We start from the raw sequence: 18362 nt of genomic DNA, 5'->3' as shown, positions 1-18362 counted from the left end.
AGTGGCTCGACAAACTACCGATTTGCTGTTACAAACGTCGTGCTGAATAGAGAGGATATGTTCAGCAACTGACTTTCGCTTGTTTCGCCTTCGAGTTGGTGAAAACGTCGACCGACTGAGAGTGCGTGCCGGTCACCAACGCTCAGACTCGTTCGACAACCGCGAGCAAACCGGGGAATGAGGTTTCGCGCGTCTCGAACGCTACTTCCTGCGTTTCCAAGACGTTCCACTTCTTCACGAAGGCGGAAGAGACATCGTCAGGAGTGAGCGGGTTCGGTCCCCCATCCTCCGGAGCACCTTCACCAAACCCGACGAGGAACACACGACCTCCCACCGGGACGATACTGGCGAGTTCACGAGCGTAGTCCTCACGCTCTTCGGTTTGGAACGCGTGGAACAGACCACTGTCCAGCACCGTGTCGAACGGTCCGATGTCGCTGGGAACATCTAGTGCATCTGCGACTCGGAACGTCGCGTCGAGACCTCCCTGTTCGTCCGGGCTTGCTCGATTCCCGTTTTGGAAAAGTCTATGCCCACGCCTGGGTGTCCCTCAGCTGCTGCCCAGAGTGCGTGTGTTCCAGTTCCACATCCAACGTCAAGGATGCGACCTGTTAATCCGTCACTCCCGACAGCGTTCACGAGAGCTGGCTGTGGCTCGTCAATATCCCACGGAGGGTTGGTCTCATTATCGTATACCCCGTTCCATCACTCCGCTGGATCGGCCGTATCAGAGTCCGACTGATCCGTCATGGACTGGTACACAATTCAACAATAGATAATAATTCTGTTGAAATGACACGGACGCTGGCTGTGTTGATATGAGTGTGTAAGCGTCCTCCGCGATCGGTTTCTCCGCTGACGTCATCGTCGGCTCGTTCTGTACTCATCGTGTTAACAGTTTATCTGACATGCAGCACGAACACGGCGGCTGACTCGTCCCATGCGACGTCCTGAGCAACAACCGAATCCGAGACGTTACCACCACGGACGCGGTGTGTCGAACCGGTCGATGCGGAAGATGACTGGGAGGGTGAGCATGGCGAGGGCAATCTCAACGCCGCCCGCGACGAGGAACGCGGTCACGTACCCGAACTGGTCTGCTACCGAACCGCCGACGAGGATACCGGCCAGGAATCCGACGCTGCCGAACACGTTGAACCCGGCCATCGCAACCCCGCGGTCACTACTGGGTGCCAGGTCGGTGACGAGCGCCATCGTCGCGGGTGCCATCAGCGCCCCGATGACGCCCACGAAAACCATGGCGAGGGCGGCCACGCGAACCGACGGCGCGACGCCGACACCGACGACGGCGACGCCGTACAGCGTCGACCCGGCGATGATGGGAATCGTCCGTCCGATCCGGTCGGAGACGATTCCGAAGGGATACTGGAGCAGTGCGAACGGCGCGAAAAACAGCGCGAGCATGAGACCGGTCGTTCCGGGGTCGAGTTCGAACACCTCCCGAAAGTACAGCGTCCCGACGAGCGCGAAGAACCCCGCCGTCAGGCGGTCGATGAATCCGAAGGCGTACGGGACGAACAACAGCGGCGTCTCGCGGATTCTGACGAGTGCGGCCGAAATCCCTTCTCGATGGGTGTCCGTCTCGATGCTGTCGAGCGCGATCACCGCGACGAGTGCGACGGCCAGCAACAGCCCACTAGCGGCGTACACGGGAACGAGCGGGCCGAACTCGTAGAGTTGCCCGCCGAGCGGTGCTCCGAGTGCAGTTCCACCGCCGATAGCGATCCCCGCCGCACCCATGTTCCGTCCGTGGCCGCCATCGAGGTCCATCAGCATCGTGATCGAAAGCGAGAACGCGCCGATGGTCGCCGCACCCTGGAAGATTCGGAGTGCGAGTGCGGTTCCGAAGGAAGCCCCTTCGAGGGTCGGTAACAGGCCGAGTAGACTGTACCCGACGAATCCGCCGACCGCCCCGGCGACGATGAACGGGACGCGCCGTCCCGTTACGTCGCTCACCGCACCCCAGAGACCGGCGAACGCGACGAACGCCGCGAACTCGGCGGCGAGAAACCACATGCTCGCAGAGAGCGTTTCTGCCCCGCCGAAGACGGCGACGAGTGTATCGATGCCCGGATACAGAAGCACCTGTGCGAGGAGGATGACGAAGATGATTCCGGCGAGGGCGATACGATTTCGCTGCGTGGACATGGTACTCAACTTCTCGAACGTCTGGAACGATATATTATTCATCTTATCGGTTGTGAACGCTCTTAACCTTCCGCGCCGAATTGTGGAGCGAGCGCCCAGCCCGGACGACGCGTTTCTACGCGCGGATGATCTCCCGGTCTCACAGCCATTTCTCCGTCTTCCTGTCGATGTTCGAGAGCACGGGGTTAAGCGTCTTCTCCTTGCGTCGTCCTTCGAGACGTCGCCGCAGCGAAGAGGCAGTTCGAGACGGTGTCGCTCCGTGTCTCCTCGCCACATTCGGTCAGACGGTCAGAGAAATCGCCATGGCTGTGGTGGAATGCGGACTTCGGGCGAGCGCTGTCGAGTATCGGACGCTTCTTCACAGCACCGTTCGGTGAGACCACGCTGACCGATCGCGCGACGAACCATTCGTTCTGTCGTCACCCAGACTGTTGACGCTCACCCCGTCGCCGGTCACGGAAGGATTCTCCAGACAGGGGCTGATTCCGGTCGCCCACGTCACCGACGTGCTGTCCGAAGAATGCGAACCGAACTCCGAGGTATGCCGATTCACCAATTATGACGATCGACATCACCGAAAACGGTGCCGACCCGAAGGATAACGAACCGATCGACGATGTACTCGCAGACGTGCTGTGCGATGGCGCGACCGTCGAGTTCCCACCGGGAACCTACCGCGTCGAGTGCATCGAAACCGACCACGACGACCTGAAGCTCACCGGGACGAACGCGACACTCGTCCCGACGAACCGCCAGGAGTGTACGAACGTCATCGATGCGACGGGCGATGGATTCGTCTTCGATGGGTTCGAACTCGACTTCCGCGAGGTGGCCTACCCTCCACGAATCGACATCCAGGCCGACAACTGGCAGTTCTCGAACGTCGTCGTCCGCGGTCACTGTGGTACGAACGGCAAGGACATGGACATCCACGGCGTGTCGTTCATGCGCCCGCTCGTGAAGAGCGAGGACGCAAGCGGCATCATCCGAGATGTCTATCTCCACGAGGGGTCCGGGCAACCCGGCAAGCCGAGCAACCGTCGGGCGCTTCTCGTGAAAAACGACCACTGCGGCCATCTCGTACTCGACCGCATGTGGCTCGAACACTGGGGTGAGAACACCTTCTACGGCAACAACGTTCAGGGGAAGACGACCATCAAGAACAGCTTCTTCCGGAACACGAACGTCGGCCTCCGCGTCGGCGGCCACACCGACATCGAGAACTGCACGTTCGTCAAAGACGGTAAAGTCCCCAAACAGGGCTGGTCGGGATCGATGCTGATGCGAGGCATCCACATCGAGGGCGACGACGACGATGCGTATCCCGGCTGTACCACCATCGACAACTGCGATTTCTCGTTCACCCACCGCCACGAGAGTACCGACGCGCCGATCGTCTCCCACACCCCGACCCAGGAGATCTGCGTCTCGAACTGCCGTCTTCGGTACGGCGGCAACCGGAGCAGTCCCATCGAGGTTCACTGTAAAGACCAGTTAGAGAAGCTGACGATGGAGAACGTCCACGTCGAGAACAACAGCGAAGATCACCCCGCAGTCGGACTGTACGGGAAGCCGAAGCAGTTCGGCACCACCAGCGGTGTCGTTGGCGGGGAGAACGCGAAGGAGCGTGACGGCCCCATGTACGAGAACCTCGAATGCGGAACACCGAACGCGCCGAAGACCGAACCACCACTACTGAAGCCACCAGCAGTTGGCACGACGCCGAATGGCCGCGGCGGAAAGCAGTCCAACCCCGAGGGTGCGAAGAAAAAGAGCGGTACGAAACAGGGTGGGAAGAACCAGCGCGGTGGGAAACAGGGCAGGAATCAGCCGTCACAGAACGACGGCGATCAGCAGTCGGCACAGGACGACGAGAACCAGCAACCGAAAGACACGGACGATGGACTCCCACTCGTCGGCTCTGTGGTGGTGGTCATAGAAGACGCCACCGGGCGGTTCTGGAGCAAGATCCGTTCGGTGCTCGGATAGGTTCAGACCGCCTTTGCGTCTCGAAGCACTACAGAGTCTCGAACGACTCTCGACGGGTATCCTCGACCGCGTTACAGGGTCACGGTCACTGGCCGGTAGATTCTCCTGCCTCTGCGTCGTTATCACTGCAATCATGCAGGTGGGAGTATGACTCCTCAGGAGACACCCGGAACCAGCGACGCGGCCCGCAGCTCTCTCTGGCTCGATCGGAACCTGTATCCCTTCGAGTCGAACGACGCGACGTTCGACCCAGGGAGACTCCATTACGTCGACGAAGGGGAGGGACAGCCCATCCTCATGCTACACGGGAACCCAACGTGGTCGTTCCTCTATCGGACGCTCATCAGCGGGCTGTCGGACGACTATCGGTGTATCGCACCCGACTACTTCGGGTTCGGTCTCTCGGACAAACCGCCGTCGTGGTCGTACCGTCCGGAAGACCACGCCCGAATCGTCGAGGCGTTCATCGAAGAGTTGGAGTTGCGCGATATCACCCTCGTCGTCCAGGATTGGGGTGGCCCCATCGGGCTCTCGTACGCGCTCGACCATCCCGAGAACGTGGCGTCGCTCGTCATCATGAACACGTTCATGTGGCCGGTCGAAGATCGGCGAAAGCGACTGTTCAGTGCACTCCTTGGAGGGCCGCTCGGTCGATATCTCATCCGTCGATACAACCTCTTCGCCAACCAGGTCATGAAGTCCGCATTCGCCGACCGCTCACGGCTGACGCCCAGGATCCATCGCCACTATCTCGAACCACTTGCGACGCCGGACGACCGCAAAGGAAGCTGGGTCTTTCCCCGCGAACTGACCGGGTCAGAGGAGTGGCTCCGGCAGTTGTGGAACCGCCGTAGCCATCTCAGGGATATTCCGGCACTGCTACTCTGGCCGATGCAGGATATCGGATTCGGCGTGTCGGATCTCCGGCGATGGCAGGCGCTGTTCCCGGACGCTCGCACCGTCGAGTTCGACGACTCGGGACACTACATCCAAGAGGAGAAGGGAGACAAACTCGTCCCGGAGATTCGGGTGTTCCTCGAAGAGTAGGCTAACCGATTCCCACGCGAACGATCAGGGGGTGGTGACGACCGTCATTTCGTACCAGCCGAGCTCGGTCGTGACGCGTAGGTTGAATGCCACCGCGAGAACGTGCGTTTCACCGTCGCGGTTCTGCACCACCACGCCGCGGTCTGCCTGACACCCACCGAACTGCCGATTCGGCCCGTGCGGGAGGTTCTCCCATTGTTTATTCCGGGTGTCGTACGGAACGACGATCGCAAGTGAATTCGAAGCGAGCGTTGAATCGAATTTGGATCCCGCCCTCCAGAATTGGTCGTCTGACAAGGGAGCAACCATGAACTACTTCCGTTGACCCTACTAATTCCTCGTTCGAATGGCTGCCGAGGGAAGAAAACTACCGGATATCCGTGCTTCTGCCGCCGCATTTTCGCGTGTGCTGTACACCGATTTGCTGACCGTGGTCGTTGTCAGCGTTCTGTTTACCATTTCGTCACTGCCACTCGTTACCATCGGCGCGAGTATAATCGCCCTCTGTGAAGTTATCACCGCCGTCGTTACCGGTGAAGGACGAGGTGGGCCGACGACCGAACGAAAGCGAATCAGCCTGTTCGTCGAATCGTTCGTTGCGAACCTCCGTACTGGGCTTCCATACTCTGTGATCCTCCTGTTGGTGCTCCTCGTCACGACGAGCTACGCAAGACTCGCGGTGTCACTCAGGTCAGGCGTCTTCTTACTCGGTGGATTACTCGGATTATACGTCGCCGCCATCGTCCCACTGTGGCTCCTTCGAGCGGCCAGCATCACGGTTCGATCACCCGATACCCCCGGATTCTGGTCCGCCCTCAGGGAAGGTGCATACGTAGCACTCGAACGGCCATCGTATTCGGTGCTGCAGATTCTCACTGGTGCGATACTCATGCTCGTCTGTGCGACGTTCCCGATCGCTATTTTTCTCCTTCTCCCAGGAACCCTCGGAGTTCTCGAAGTCGTGAGTTTCGAGGAGTTGACCGGAAATGGTGCGGGAAGCATCGATCGTGCATATCGAGGTGTCTTCGAGTGACTCGCTGGACGGTTCACGTCGGTTCTGCGATCGCTGTCGCGGTCGTCGCAATCGTCTTCGGACACCACCCGATCGTCGTTCTCCCGCTGGTGATAGGGGCACTCCTTCCGGAAGTCGACGCGGTGAACGAACGAACACACCGTTCGTGGCTGTTCCACACGTTTCTCGCACCTGCCATCGCATACCAATTCGTCATCCGATCCGGCATCGGTCTTTCTCCCCTACTCGTGGACGGAATTCACTTCGTCACCATTGGAATGGTCGTCCACTTCGTCGCCGATTACGTGTATCCTCGCACGCAGACCCACCCCGGGGCCGAGTGGCCCGTCCGTCCGACGGTACTTTCGGCACCGTGGGGTCTCCTCTGGCTCGGTCTCGCGTGGTTCATCCAGTGGTTTGGCTATCTCTCGAACGCATTCCTTCCGTGGCTCGTCCCGTCGTAACAACCTGTCGAGAAACATAGGATATTTTTCACCACTCCAGTAGTGAGTAAGCCAAAGCTATACTTTTCCGCCGGGAGTTGCTCCCGGCGATGGACAGCCACCACGACGGGATGGCAGCGACGAAGCGCCTTGGCCTGGACGAGATATACGCCTGTGGAGGCGACCGAGCATATCTCGTTGGAGCCCAGAATGGAACGTTTCCGGACATGGGTCACCACGTCGAAAACGAGATGGGTGGTCTGTGGGCACATCCGGTCAAATTACTCGACGGATTCTGGCTAGGGATCGAAGAGCCTACCGGGAATCCTCACTGGCTCGTCGATGCCGACGAGTTCACGACTCGACCGGTCGGTGTTGAACATCGGCATCGGCTCACGGAGCAAGCACTCGACGTTCGACAGCAGACCTTCATACCTGACGGTGTTCCGGGGCTCGTGATTCGATATGAGTTTCGTACCACTGGAAAGCAGGATGGGCCGCGTGATCTCCGACTTCGATTCCTCGCACGAAGCGACCTTCGACCGACGTGGCTCGCAGACGAGCGTGGTGTTCACGATGCGCCAGACTCCGGCACTGTCTACGATGAGCACGTTCTCGTCACCGACGACGACAACCCATGGTCGGTGGCGGTCGGTGCCAACCAAACACCGAGAGACGGTCGCGTCGATTCGAACCTGTGGGGGCCCGAAGAGACGAGCGGGCCGGGCGTCACCAGCGACCTTTCCTACGAACTATCGGTTCCCGAAGACGAGGCTGCAACGTTAGTCGTTGCTGTGGCTGGCGGTCTGTCCGCCGAGGCGGCACCCGTGGAACGTCTCAGAGAACTCCTCGATGAGTGGCCACAACGCTACGAAAAGAAAGTCGAACGGTACGACGATATCGCTGGCCGAACAGCACTCGACTCGCCAGACGACCGTTTCGACGAGATTTACGAGTGGGTGAAACTCAACCTCGACATGCTCTGGCGCGACGTCGATGGCGTCGCCAGCGGGTTCGGAGCAGGCTTACCGACGTACCCGTGGTGGTTCGGAACCGACACCGCCTACACTGTACAGGGGGCGCTTCCGCTCGGGTATCACGAAGAGTCGAAAGCGAGTCTCGAAACCATCGCTCGATTCTCCGAGCAATACGGCGACACACCGCGAATCATCCACGAAGCGAGTACGAACGGCGTGATCTTCCACGAAGGTAACGTCCAAGAGACGCCACATTTCGTCAGAGCAGTCTACGACACCTATCGGTGGACTGGCGACGAGTCGTTCGTTCGAGAGCACTATCCACTCTGTCGGCGTGCGATGTCCTATCTCTTCGAGGAGTGTGACGACGATGGCGACCTCTTGCCGGAAGGGTATGGCATCATGGAGGTCAAAGGACTGGATCTCGAACTCATCGATTCTGCCGTCTATGCGTGCGACGCACTGGATGCACTCGCCGGCTTGGCGAGCGTCGTCGATGACGAAGCAACTCGTGAATGGGCTTCATCGACGGGGGCGGAGTTGGCAGAACGCATCGAGGAGTGGTTCTGGAACGACGAGGCAGGACGCTACGACGATCTGGTGGGGACGCCTGCGGAGTTGTTAGATCGTTTCGACGACATCCGCTGGCAACTCGACGAGGCAGACAACGATCAAGGCAGCAAACTCGTAGACCGTCTCGACGCTGAAGCTCGACGTGCAACCGACCCCGACGAGGAACGAAGTTGGCCATTCTACCAGTGGGTCATCGCGACGCCGATGGAGGTCGGTATAACGTCATCGAACCGTGCACACGCCGCGCTTGACCACATGGAAACGACAGAGTTTACCTCACCATGGGGATTGCGACTCTCTGGAACCGAATACGGCAACGAACATACGATGACGATCTCGACCGGGGTGATGGCCGCCGCCGAAGTGGAATATGGACGTGCGGACGCTGCACTCGAATACCTCCGACGGATGGCTCGAACCGAATCGTACGAGATGCCGGGGTCGCTGAGTGAGATGTCCCCCGATTACGGTTGCTGTATGCAAGCGTGGACCGCCTACGGCTTCGGCTACGTGGTCGTCGAAGGGTTTGCTGGAATCCAACCAGACGCCGGGAAACAGCATCTCACGCTCGCGCCGACACTTCCATCAGAGTGGGATCAGTTGTCGCTATCGTGTCTCCGAGTCGGCGATGTCACCTTCGACTATCGTTGCATCGTCGAAGACGATGGCATCCATATCACACTCGATGGCGGCCTCTCGGGGTGGACGGTTGCCGTCCCCGACTCACACGATCTGATCGAGTTCGATACAGATGGCGAAAACTCGGTGGACGATGGACAGCCAAAATTGACGACCGGAACGAACCACTTGCTCCTTCGAGAACGCTGAACTGCTCAATCGTGGGAACAATTGTCTCGGAGGAAAATCACGAATCCCTGTTCGAGAGGTGGGGACCGTGTGGGGGAAGACTCCGTCTGTTTCAGACGCCGTCGAACTCTCCGTGGACGTTCCGATACCCGTCCGGGCCAGCACCACGTGCGAGTTCACACAGGGCGTCGGTCTGTTGACCGAGTCGTTCGGTCACCCACGTGTCCATACGCGTTTCCAGATTCGACACCACGTCGGGATTGTCTGCAGCAACGTTGGTCTGTTCCCACGGGTCAGCAACGAGGTCGAAGAGTTGTCGCTCGGGAAGGACGCCCGCCCACATTCCGGGGTGGTACGTCCGGACGAGTTTCCAGCGGTTCGTTCGGATCGCTCGTTGGGCGGTATACAGACCGTGGTCGACGACGATCTCGTCACGCCAGTCGGCATTGGAATCCGCCATGACCGGCCGCAACGATATCCCTTGCCAGCCGACTGGTGAATCGACACCGGCATACTCTGCGATGGTCGGCGCGAGATCGACGTTCGTCACCAGTTGGTCACGTGAACCGAGCTCGGATGCCGCGTCTGCAGGTGGTTTGATGAGAAGTGGCACCCGTTGGGTGCCGTCGTATGTGCTCCAGTGTTCGCGGTACAGGCCGTGTTCGCCGAACTCTTCACCGTGGTCTGCTGTGAGGACGACGAGCGTTTCGTCGTACAGGTTGTGACGTCGAAGGGCATCGAGCAGTCGCCCGACGTGATGATCTACGTGCCGAATCTCTGCGTCGTAGTGAGCCAGCGTCTCCGCGAGGTCCTCACGATCATCGATCGCCTCCTGAGTCGCACTGTGCCACGCGTCCCACTCCTGATGGGCGTCGACCTGTTCGTCGGTCGGATGGGGAGGCAGATCTCCGTCGCGGAATCGTGCAATCTCTTCGTCTTGGCGCTGGTATGGCGTGTGGGGATCCCAGAACTGCGTGTACAGGAAAAACGGTTCGGTGGCGTGTTCATCGACGTACTCGATAGCTCGGTCCGTGACCGTTTCTGCAGGTACTGTCTGGAAATACTCGTCTTCCCGATCCGGTTCCTGTGTGTGATAGAACTCGTGCCAGATGTGCGTAAACCACGGCGCAGGATGGCGTGGAAACGACGTGACGGCACCCGTCCGAACCCGAGCGTAGAAGAACTGCTCGGGGAGCGTTCGCCACGCCTCGCGCGGTGTATCCCATTCGACGTCCGTCGCAGGTGTGCGGATGACCTGTGCGGGTGGCCCGTGAGTGACGATACCGTTGTGAAATCCGTAGCGGCCAGAGATGAGCGCCGCGCGAGAGGGCATACAGGGAGAGTTTGCAGTGTAGGCTCGTTCGAACCGCACGGCATCAGCGGCGAACCGGTCGATGTTCGGGGTCGTCGGCTTGTCGTAGCCGTACGCGCCGACGTGATCTGGCCGAAGCGAGTCGATATCGACGAAGAGGACGTTCATCTTACTCGGTCATTGATGTGGCGAGCGTCGTCTTCGTTTCGCCTAATGCAGAGAGACACGCGACAACAGTCCCAGCAGACCACGCCTGCGGTTCACAGGCCGTGCCGTAGGGAACTGGCGCTTCATTGGCCGTCCGTGGCAATCCGGCGAACAGTTCCGGAAGCCGATGAGAGCTGGTCGTCGTGGCCGCATCGAGGAGGGCTCCAGCGACCGTCTCGACGGCGTCGTCGCGTCCATATCGGGCGAACCCGAGCACGGTAAGTGAGTTGTCGTGCGGCCAAACACTCCCCCGATGATAGCTGATCGGATTGTACGAGTCGTGGGTGGCTGCATTGGTTCTGATACCCCACCCACTGAACATATCGTCGGCAAGCAGTCGGTTCACGACTGCGTCGGCACGTTCGTCAGGAACGATGCCACTCCAGAGACAGTGTCCGGGATTCGACGTGACCGAAGCGATGGGGTCGTTGTCTCCGTCGAGTGCGATCGCGTAGAACTCCTCATCTGGAAGCCAAAACGCCTCGTCGAATGCTGCTTTCAGATCGGCGGCTTCTCTGTCGAGCTGAAGTGCTCTGTCTGCATCGTCTCTGACGACCCGATACAGTTCTGCAGCACGGACTTTGGCGTCGTAGTAGTATCCCTGTGCTTCGGCGATGGCGAGGTCACCGTCGGGATGACTTCCGTCGGGATAGACGACGCCATCGTTGCTATCTTTCCATGCCTGATGCGTGAGCCCGCCATCGTCTCCCTGATCGGTCGGATATTCCAGGAAACCGTCACCATCGCGGTCGCCATATTCGTCGAGCCACGAGAGGGCCGCATCGAGATTATCGGAGAGTTTTTCGACCAGTGCATCGTCACCGGTGCGCTTCCACGTCTCGTGGAGGAGGACGACCCAGAGTGCCGTCGCATCGATGGTTCCATAATATGGCGTGTGTGGAACGTCGCCGCGAGCGGCGAGTTCCCCCCGGCGAATCTCGTGCATGATCTTGCCAGGTTCGGCACCACGGTAGGCGTCGTGTTCGGTGGCCTGGTGTGCTGCCAGATAGTGAAGCGTTCCGCGCGCGAGGTCGGTCGTCAATGGAAGTGTCTGGAACGCCGCAATGAGGGAGTCGCGTCCGAACGGTGTTGCGAACCAGGGAAGACCGGCCGCCGGAACTGGCCCGTGTTCGGTATCGAGCGTGAGACGGAGCAGGTCTTCGACGCTCTGTGTGAGTGCGGCGTTCGTGTCTTGATCGGGGACTTCTGGCAGATCAACGTTGTCGAGCCATCCATCGAACCGTTCGTCGACCTGGTCGAACGCTCGCTTTCCTGCGGTAGTGATGTCGGAAGGCGCATCTCCTGGGACGCAAGCAATCCAGAGCGTACATTCTTCGCGTGGCGGAAGTTCGACCGACAGAGAGAGGGTCGCGTCAGCGCGCTCGCCCGTTTGACCGACCTCGACGGTCGTATCGGCGTTCGTGACGACGCTCGTCGTACGCGAGAAGTCGATGTCAGTCGCTTCGTAGTCGAATCGAACGCCGCCGTCGAGCTCTGTCAGGTGAACCTCACGGTCGATGACCTCTTCGGAGTAGCCCCGGATCTCGAAGATGTCATCGAAGCTCGTGCCGACCGAGATGGTGAGCGTCTCGGCCTGATGGCGGTCGGTGAGATTTTGAACCCGAATGCGTTCGTAGAGGGAATCGGTAGCGACCTGTTCGCGGCGAAGATACAGCGGACGCTCGCTTTCTATCTCTTCACTCGCAGCGTGAACGATTCGTTTGCCAGGGATTGGATCGTCGATGGAGAGCGTTTTCAGTGCCGTGTCGGCCTCGATCGCGTGTCGGTCGAGGTGGCGTGTATCTTGGTGGTAGAACCCGTCGTAGTCACGGCTCACGAAACCATCGCTATCAGTGACGAAGAACGTCGCGCCATGTGTGACGATGCTATCTGTTCTCATCCCTCCAACTGTATCGACCGTAGGGTAAAATAACTACTGGAGTAGTGTTCCAAATCTATGCTGAACTACTGCAATGGTAAATGGCCCCCAACCTTTATGATATGGGAATGAGGAACACAGAATAGGCCAATTACCATGGCAAACGATGGCAAATCCACGGCGGGAATCTCGGAGATTGATCGGCGGCGTTTCGTCCAGGCGCTAAGTGGTGCAGGTGTCGCGGGTATCGCTGGTTGTATGGGTCTCGGTGGTTCGGACGGCTCCGGAAATAATGGTGGTTCGAACGGAGAGAACGGTGATTCGTCCGGCAACGGTGGCGGGTCATCCGGCAAGACGACTATCAAAGTCGCTGGCTGGTCTGCAACCGACGACAAGATGGGCCAGAAGATTCAGTCGTTACTCGACCAGTACGGGAAGAACCACGACGGCGTCACAGCGAAGTACACGTCGGTTCAGTCGAAGTACAAACAAAAGATAAAGACGCAACTCGGGGCGAACGACGCTCCAGATGCGTTCTGGCTCGATTCCTCGTACTCGCCAGCGTTCGGCGCGAGCGATGCTGTCGTTGACCTCTCACCGTACGTGAAGAAGGCAAGTTACACCGACGATATCTTCGACGTGCTCATGAACGCGTTCAACTACGAGGGCAAGCAGTACGGTATCCCCAAGGATTTCAACACGCTCGGTCTGTTCACCCATTCCGGTCTGCTGGAAAAAGCAGGAGTTTCGGGTGCGCCAAAGACGTGGAGCGAACTCCGCTCGACGCTTCAGGGCATTAAACAGAAGACGGACGCGGACGCTCCAATGACCCTCACTCCCCAGGGCCGTATTTTCTGGGCGTTAGTCTATCAGAACGGTGGGCGTGTCCTTTCAAAGGATGGAAAGAAGTGTGTCATCGCCTCCGAGAAGAACGTCGAGTCGCTCAAGTTCCTCGTCGACCTTACGAAAGACAAACTCGCACTTCGAACCGACCAGATCGGTACTGACTGGCCCGGTCAAGCTCTCGCCGAAGAGAAGACCGCGATCACGTCGATGGGTGCATGGGGCATCAGCTATCTCGAACAGGAAGCGAAGAAAGTCGATAAGAAGGTCGACGTCGCCCACCTCCCACATCCGAGTGGAGGGCAGAAGGCAACGACTGCGTACGTGGTTTCTTACAGTGCTGCGGCCAGCACGGATTCGAAAAATACGACGTGGGACATCATCAAACTCCTCACCAAGCCGGAAAACGCTCTGCAATTCGCAACCGGCGAAGGCGGAGGTGGTGTCCTCTCGCCGTACAAGTCACACGAAGACGAGAAGTACTACCAGAACAACAAGCGGCGGAAGACGATGCTCGAAGCCGCGGAGTGGGCACATGTCTGGCAGTACGGCCCGAACTCCGAAGCGTTGTTCAACCGCGTGCGCCCGGAGATCGAAGCCGCACTTCTCGGAAAGAAATCCCCGCAGAAGGCACTGGAGACCGCACAGACGAAGGTCAACTCAGAGGTTCTGAACTGATCCAATCCCATCATGGCAGCTGATAGCCCCGGTCGATCCGTTGGAACGACGCGTGCAGGTCTCGAATGGCTTCGGGACTCCGGTCAACAGCTGTTGTACCGACTGGGCGTCCGAAAAGAGCAGAACAACCTGATAGGATGGCTGTTCGCACTTCCGAACATCGTCGTTTTCACGGCGTTCCTGTTCGGTCCCGTGGTGTATGCCTTCTACCTCTCGTTCACTCAATGGGACATCCTCTCGGCAGAGGCGACGTGGGTCGGTATCGGAAACTATCTCGAGATACTCAGGCCAGTACCGTGGGCAAACAACTGGGCACCGCTCCGCAACCCCTCGGTGAATCTGTGGTGGTACTCGCTGAAGAACACCGCCGTGTACGCGATCGGGGTCGTCCCACTCCAGATCTACGGGGGACTCATGGTCGCACTCCTGTTGGACAAGCGAATCCGTGGAAAGAACATCTACCGTGCGGCGTACTTCATGCCCGTGATGCTGAGCGGTGCGGCAAGTGCCGTCATCTGGGTATGGTTGCTCTCGACGAACGGCATCATCAACGAACTCCTTCGCCCGTTCGGGCTGGCACACAACTGGGTGGCCGACCCGAGTACTGCACTCGGCGGCGTCATTCTGATGGCCATCTGGGGCGGTGTCGGGTTCAACATGATCCTCTTTCTCGCGGGACTCCAGAACATCCCCGAGGAACTGTACGATGCTGCTCGTATCGACGGCGCAAATGCCTGGCAACGGTTCCGCCACGTCACGTGGCCCAATCTCGAAAATACGAGCTTCTTCGTCCTGGTGATGGCGATCATCGGTTCATTTCAGGTGTTCGGCATCGCGTTGGTGTTCTCCGAGGGCGGACCATACTACGCGACGACGACAGCCGTGTTGCTCATCTACCAGCGTGCTTTCGAAGAAGGACACATGGGTGAGGGCGCAGCGATGGCGTTCGTCCTCTTCCTGCTCATCTTCGCGTTCAGCTACTATCAGTACCAACACCGAAAGAGCGAGGAGGTAGAGTACTGATGGCGCGTTCGAACTACGAATATCCGGGGTACGAGCGCGATGGACCGGTGTACTGGACGAAGACGGCTTTGTTGTACGCCGTCGTCACCCTCGGCGCATTGTGGATGACGTTGCCGTTCTGGTGGACGCTCTCGACGGCGCTGTCGGAACAGCCGACGGCAGTGACGGTGACCTTCCTCCCCGCAGGTATCACACTCCAGAACTTCGTGCGATTGTGGGACAAGCTGCCGCTCGTACGGTGGTTTCTCAATACACTCATCTTCGCAGGGTCGGTAACCGCGTTCAATCTCGCCTTCGACAGTCTGGCTGGCTACGCCCTCGCCAAGATCGACTTCTGGGGACGAGAAAAACTGTTCTTGCTGTTCATCTCGACGATGATGATTCCGGGGATGGTAACGCTCATCCCGGTGTACATCCTGTTGACAAAACTCGGCTGGGTGAACACCTATCAGGGGCTCATCGCACCACTGGCTGCGAACCCGTTCGGTATCTTCCTGCTTCGACAGCACTTCAAGAGCCTCCCATCCGCGCTCGGTGATGCCGCGAAGATCGACGGCTGTAACGAGTTCCAGACGTTCTACAAAGTATATCTACCACTGGCCAAGCCCGCCCTCGCCACCCTCGGTATCTTCACGTTCATGGGTGCGTGGAACAACTTCGAGTGGCCCCTCATCATCGCCAACGACATGGAGATGTACACGCTTCCCGTCGCCCTCTTTGCGGTGCGTAATCAGTACTACGCTCAGTGGGGGCTGATGATGGCCGCAGCAACCATCATCGTCGTGCCGGTCATCATCGCCTTCCTCTCCGCGCAACGGTACTTCATCCAGGGGATGAGCCTCAGTGGGATGAAAGGCTGATACCGTTTTTCGACGGAAAACCACAACTGTTTGCTCGCTGGAATCCGGGCAAGTAGCGCTCGGACAGGCGGCACCCGATTCGAGACGTACTTGCGGACGACCGCGAGAAAACGAGCACCGAGACAGCGATTCGTGTCTGGAAAACGATCTGACTATTCGATGCTGTCGATGGTGATACGGCGAGCCTCGATGTCCTCTAGCATCGTGCCATGGCCACCGACCGAGTAGGTATCCTCGTCGGTTTCGATGGTGATGGTTGCTCGTTCCGTGTAAGTGATGAGTTCTGGCCATTGCCCATCCGAAGTGGGAGTGCCGGAGTATGTGATATCGGTCACTTCACCGGTAATGGTACGGTCAGTGCGGTCGAGGCGGTCGAAGCCATAGACCGTCGCGACGATTCGATATTCTTCGGATTCGTCGAATAGTCGTTTGATCGCCGCGATACATTCGCGCATGCTGGTGTACTCGATGGGTGGGTCGTCGGTACGGTCGTCGTAGACCCGTTCCCAGGGTTCCCATAGTGCGGTCTGGAAGAACCAGTGAAAGACGTGTGAAAGCGAGTAGTCGTTGACGAGCATCCCGTACTCGTGGGATGGGTGTTGGTAGTTCTCGGGTGTGAAAAAGAGGCGATTTCGATCGATGATGACGAGGAACGGCGTTGGCAGTCGCCGGTAGTGAACCTGTGAGACGGTCTGCTCGAACGCGTCTTCGAACTCCGCTAATGGAAGCGACTCGTGGTAAGATTTCGGATGGAGTGATACCTTGACCATCACGCCATTCTCATAGGCAACCTGGAGTTCGTCCTTCAACGCCCAGAACTGCTCACCGGTGAGTGCGAGATGGATCTCGTTCGTCGCTTCGCTGATCCGTTCGCTGGCCTTCTCCATCACGGTCTTCCCCCGCTTGACGATGCTGACCGTGTGGTTCTCCAGTGTGGGACGCTCCCACCGTCGTTCGAGTTCGTCTTTCGCATCGACGAGGGTCTGTGCCTGCGAATCGAGTTGTTCCATCACTGCCTGGGGGTTGCGCGCCTGGGCGTGGAGACTCCCTTGCTTGTAGGTCTCGATGTAATCTTTCGCTTCGAGTTCACGCAATACGTCGTAGATTCGTGCCTGTGGAACGGAACAGGCGTCTGCGATCTCGACTGCTGACGCACTCCCGAGATCGATGATCGTCGTGTATGCTTCCGCTTCGTACTGCGTCAATCCGGCCGTTTCGAGGGCGACTCGTAACTCCGCTGTCTCTGTATCTCTCGAATCCATTGTTTCTTATCTCAGTTTTATTATCAAATATTAAACTCTAATCGGTCAAAAGTCCGCGGTTCCTGGAAGCTGGTCATTCGACCGTCCGCAGTTGAAGATCGTCTCGCCGGTGACCGCGTCGAACACGTGGATCTTCTCTTCGGGGAAACGTAGTAAGAGGGTGTCCATCGCATCGACGACGTAATCGCCGCTGATCGAGGCGGTCATTTCACGACCGTCGAGCTCGAAGTGAAGGATCGTCTCTTTTCCCATCGGTTCGACGACGTTCACCGAGACGGAGACGACGTGGTCACCCTGTACCTCCGCGGGGACGATGTCTTCGGGTCGGATACCCAGCGTGATACGATTTCCGGAGACGTGCGATCGGATCGCTTCGGCGTGGGCGTCGGAAAAGCTGTAGTCGATGTCCTCGCCGAGCGCTCTGTGACCATCCTCAGTCGCTTCGAGGTCGATGAAGTTCATGCTGGGCGAACCGATGAACCCGGCGACGAACCGGTTTGCTGGTTCGTAGTAACATTCGAGCGGTGTGCCGACCTGTTGTAGTTCGCCGCCATCGAGCACGGCGATGCGGTCGCCCATCGTCATCGCCTCCGTCTGATCGTGGGTGACGTAGACGATGGTCGCATCGAGGTCGTCGTGCAGTTCCTGGAGTTCTGTCCGCATTTGAGTTCGCAGTTTCGCGTCCAGATTCGACAGTGGCTCGTCCATCAGGAACACCTCGGGGTCGCGCACGATAGCGCGTCCGAGGGCAACACGCTGTTTTTGCCCGCCCGACAATGCATTTGGTTTTCGGTCCAGAAGCTCTCCGATATCGAGCATCGAAGCGGCTGACCTGACACGGTCTTCGATCTCATCGTCGGAGAGCTTCGTCGTCATCTCTAGTCCGAATCGCATGTTCCCTCGAACCGTCTTCTGTGGGTAGAGCGCGTACGACTGGAACACCATCGCGATATCGCGGTCTTTCGGCTTCGTATCGGTGACTTCGTTTCCATCGATGACGATCGAACCATCGGTGACGGTCTCGAGACCGGCAATACACCGGAGGGTCGTCGTCTTCCCGCAACCGGAGGGGCCGACCAGCACCAGGAACTCGCCATCATCGGCCGTGATGTCGATATCGGAAGCGGCCAACACCTCGCCGTTTTCCCCGTCAAACGTCTTGGTAAGGCCATCGAGAACGAGGTTTGTCATGCTATAGCTCACTTCTGGAACCGCCGTAGTAAAAAGGTTATTACTGGAGTAGTGGTCTAACATATTTTGATACCACTCCAATAGTAACTC

The 18362-nt window shown here is 58.6% G+C and carries 15 protein-coding genes and 1 pseudogene; 8 read left to right on the top strand and 8 right to left on the bottom strand.

Annotated features, from left to right (window positions below):
- Positions 1–142 precede the first annotated feature (142 nt).
- From ACR3FE_RS17860 to ACR3FE_RS17850, 3 genes and pseudogenes are all read right to left on the bottom strand, one after another.
- Positions 143–433 (bottom strand): class I SAM-dependent methyltransferase, encoded by a 291-nt coding sequence (locus ACR3FE_RS17860; protein WP_458208788.1) that lies wholly within the window; start codon positions 431–433, stop codon positions 143–145.
- 14 nt (positions 434–447) lie between these two features.
- Positions 448–669: pseudogene (locus ACR3FE_RS17855) on the bottom strand (class I SAM-dependent methyltransferase); the annotation flags it as partial.
- A gap of 306 nt (positions 670–975) precedes the next feature.
- Complete coding sequence (locus ACR3FE_RS17850; protein ID WP_458208762.1) at positions 976–2169, bottom strand: MFS transporter; 1194 nt, start codon at positions 2167–2169, stop codon at positions 976–978.
- A gap of 558 nt (positions 2170–2727) precedes the next feature.
- Between ACR3FE_RS17850 and ACR3FE_RS17845 the strand changes: the two genes are divergently transcribed.
- Both ACR3FE_RS17845 and ACR3FE_RS17840 read left to right on the top strand, forming a co-directional pair.
- Complete coding sequence (locus ACR3FE_RS17845) at positions 2728–4158, top strand: hypothetical protein (protein WP_458208761.1); 1431 nt, start codon at positions 2728–2730, stop codon at positions 4156–4158.
- Between the two features lie 147 nt (positions 4159–4305).
- Positions 4306–5205: an alpha/beta fold hydrolase gene (locus tag ACR3FE_RS17840; protein ID WP_458208760.1), complete on the top strand. Its 900-nt coding sequence runs from the start codon at positions 4306–4308 to the stop codon at positions 5203–5205.
- Positions 5206–5229: 24 nt separating this feature from the next.
- On the opposite strand, the gene ACR3FE_RS17835 is transcribed toward ACR3FE_RS17840, so the two are convergent.
- Positions 5230–5502 (bottom strand): DUF7261 family protein, encoded by a 273-nt coding sequence (locus tag ACR3FE_RS17835; RefSeq protein WP_458208759.1) that lies wholly within the window; start codon positions 5500–5502, stop codon positions 5230–5232.
- Positions 5503–5551: 49 nt separating this feature from the next.
- On the opposite strand from ACR3FE_RS17835, the gene ACR3FE_RS17830 reads away from it, so the two are divergent.
- The 3 genes from ACR3FE_RS17830 (at position 5552) to ACR3FE_RS17820 (ending at position 9038) form a co-directional block, all read left to right on the top strand.
- Positions 5552–6238 carry a DUF624 domain-containing protein gene (locus ACR3FE_RS17830; RefSeq protein ID WP_458208758.1) on the top strand — a complete coding sequence of 229 codons (687 nt, stop codon included), beginning with the start codon at positions 5552–5554 and terminating at the stop codon, positions 6236–6238.
- Positions 6235–6681, top strand: coding sequence for a hypothetical protein (locus tag ACR3FE_RS17825; RefSeq protein ID WP_458208757.1), 447 nt, complete (start codon positions 6235–6237; stop codon positions 6679–6681). Before ACR3FE_RS17830 ends, ACR3FE_RS17825 begins: the two co-directional genes overlap by 4 nt.
- Positions 6682–6770: 89 nt before the next feature.
- A complete protein-coding gene (locus ACR3FE_RS17820) occupies positions 6771–9038 on the top strand; it encodes an amylo-alpha-1,6-glucosidase (RefSeq protein ID WP_458208755.1) in 2268 nt (755 codons plus the stop codon).
- A 91-nt stretch (positions 9039–9129) separates the two neighbouring features.
- On the opposite strand, the gene ACR3FE_RS17815 is transcribed toward ACR3FE_RS17820, so the two are convergent.
- Together ACR3FE_RS17815 and ACR3FE_RS17810 are read right to left on the bottom strand one after the other, a co-directional pair.
- Positions 9130–10497: a sulfatase family protein gene (locus tag ACR3FE_RS17815; RefSeq protein ID WP_458208754.1), complete on the bottom strand. Its 1368-nt coding sequence runs from the start codon at positions 10495–10497 to the stop codon at positions 9130–9132.
- Between the two features lies 1 nt (position 10498).
- Positions 10499–12436, bottom strand: a complete 1938-nt coding sequence (locus ACR3FE_RS17810; protein ID WP_458208753.1) for an amylo-alpha-1,6-glucosidase — start codon at positions 12434–12436, stop codon at positions 10499–10501.
- 135 nt (positions 12437–12571) lie between these two features.
- Between ACR3FE_RS17810 and ACR3FE_RS17805 the strand changes: the two genes are divergently transcribed.
- The 3 genes from ACR3FE_RS17805 to ACR3FE_RS17795 are packed head-to-tail and all read left to right on the top strand — an operon-like array spanning position 12572 to position 15819.
- On the top strand, positions 12572–13936 hold the full coding sequence (locus tag ACR3FE_RS17805; RefSeq protein ID WP_458208751.1) for an extracellular solute-binding protein: 1365 nt from the start codon (positions 12572–12574) through the stop codon (positions 13934–13936).
- Between the two features lie 12 nt (positions 13937–13948).
- Entirely contained in the window at positions 13949–14959 is a 1011-nt protein-coding gene (locus tag ACR3FE_RS17800) for a carbohydrate ABC transporter permease (protein WP_458208749.1), read from the top strand.
- Positions 14959–15819: a carbohydrate ABC transporter permease gene (locus tag ACR3FE_RS17795; RefSeq protein WP_458208747.1), complete on the top strand. Its 861-nt coding sequence runs from the start codon at positions 14959–14961 to the stop codon at positions 15817–15819. Before ACR3FE_RS17800 ends, ACR3FE_RS17795 begins: the two co-directional genes overlap by 1 nt.
- Before the next feature lie 152 nt (positions 15820–15971).
- Here ACR3FE_RS17795 and ACR3FE_RS17790 read toward each other — a convergent pair whose 3' ends face one another.
- A complete protein-coding gene (locus ACR3FE_RS17790) occupies positions 15972–17081 on the bottom strand; it encodes a TrmB family transcriptional regulator (protein WP_458208746.1) in 1110 nt (369 codons plus the stop codon).
- Positions 17082–17126: 45 nt separating this feature from the next.
- Complete coding sequence (locus ACR3FE_RS17785) at positions 17127–18272, bottom strand: ABC transporter ATP-binding protein (RefSeq protein WP_458208745.1); 1146 nt, start codon at positions 18270–18272, stop codon at positions 17127–17129.
- Positions 18273–18362: the final 90 nt, after the last annotated feature.

It is taken from the genome of Haladaptatus rarus, assembly GCF_054177585.1.
This window is presented reverse-complemented; position numbering and strand designations above follow the sequence as displayed.

Coding starts and splice junctions, on each gene's coding strand:
- ACR3FE_RS17785 (WP_458208745.1), bottom strand. CDS start 18,272: ATGACAAACCTCGTTCTCGATGGCCTTACCAAGACGTTTGACGGGGAA.
- ACR3FE_RS17840 (WP_458208760.1), top strand. CDS start 4,306: ATGACTCCTCAGGAGACACCCGGAACCAGCGACGCGGCCCGCAGCTCT.
- ACR3FE_RS17845 (WP_458208761.1), top strand. CDS start 2,728: ATGACGATCGACATCACCGAAAACGGTGCCGACCCGAAGGATAACGAA.
- ACR3FE_RS17850 (WP_458208762.1), bottom strand. CDS start 2,169: ATGTCCACGCAGCGAAATCGTATCGCCCTCGCCGGAATCATCTTCGTC.
- ACR3FE_RS17800 (WP_458208749.1), top strand. CDS start 13,949: ATGGCAGCTGATAGCCCCGGTCGATCCGTTGGAACGACGCGTGCAGGT.
- ACR3FE_RS17810 (WP_458208753.1), bottom strand. CDS start 12,436: ATGAGAACAGATAGCATCGTCACACATGGCGCGACGTTCTTCGTCACT.
- ACR3FE_RS17795 (WP_458208747.1), top strand. CDS start 14,959: ATGGCGCGTTCGAACTACGAATATCCGGGGTACGAGCGCGATGGACCG.
- ACR3FE_RS17805 (WP_458208751.1), top strand. CDS start 12,572: ATGGCAAACGATGGCAAATCCACGGCGGGAATCTCGGAGATTGATCGG.
- ACR3FE_RS17790 (WP_458208746.1), bottom strand. CDS start 17,081: ATGGATTCGAGAGATACAGAGACAGCGGAGTTACGAGTCGCCCTCGAA.
- ACR3FE_RS17815 (WP_458208754.1), bottom strand. CDS start 10,497: ATGAACGTCCTCTTCGTCGATATCGACTCGCTTCGGCCAGATCACGTC.
- ACR3FE_RS17830 (WP_458208758.1), top strand. CDS start 5,552: ATGGCTGCCGAGGGAAGAAAACTACCGGATATCCGTGCTTCTGCCGCC.
- ACR3FE_RS17820 (WP_458208755.1), top strand. CDS start 6,771: ATGGACAGCCACCACGACGGGATGGCAGCGACGAAGCGCCTTGGCCTG.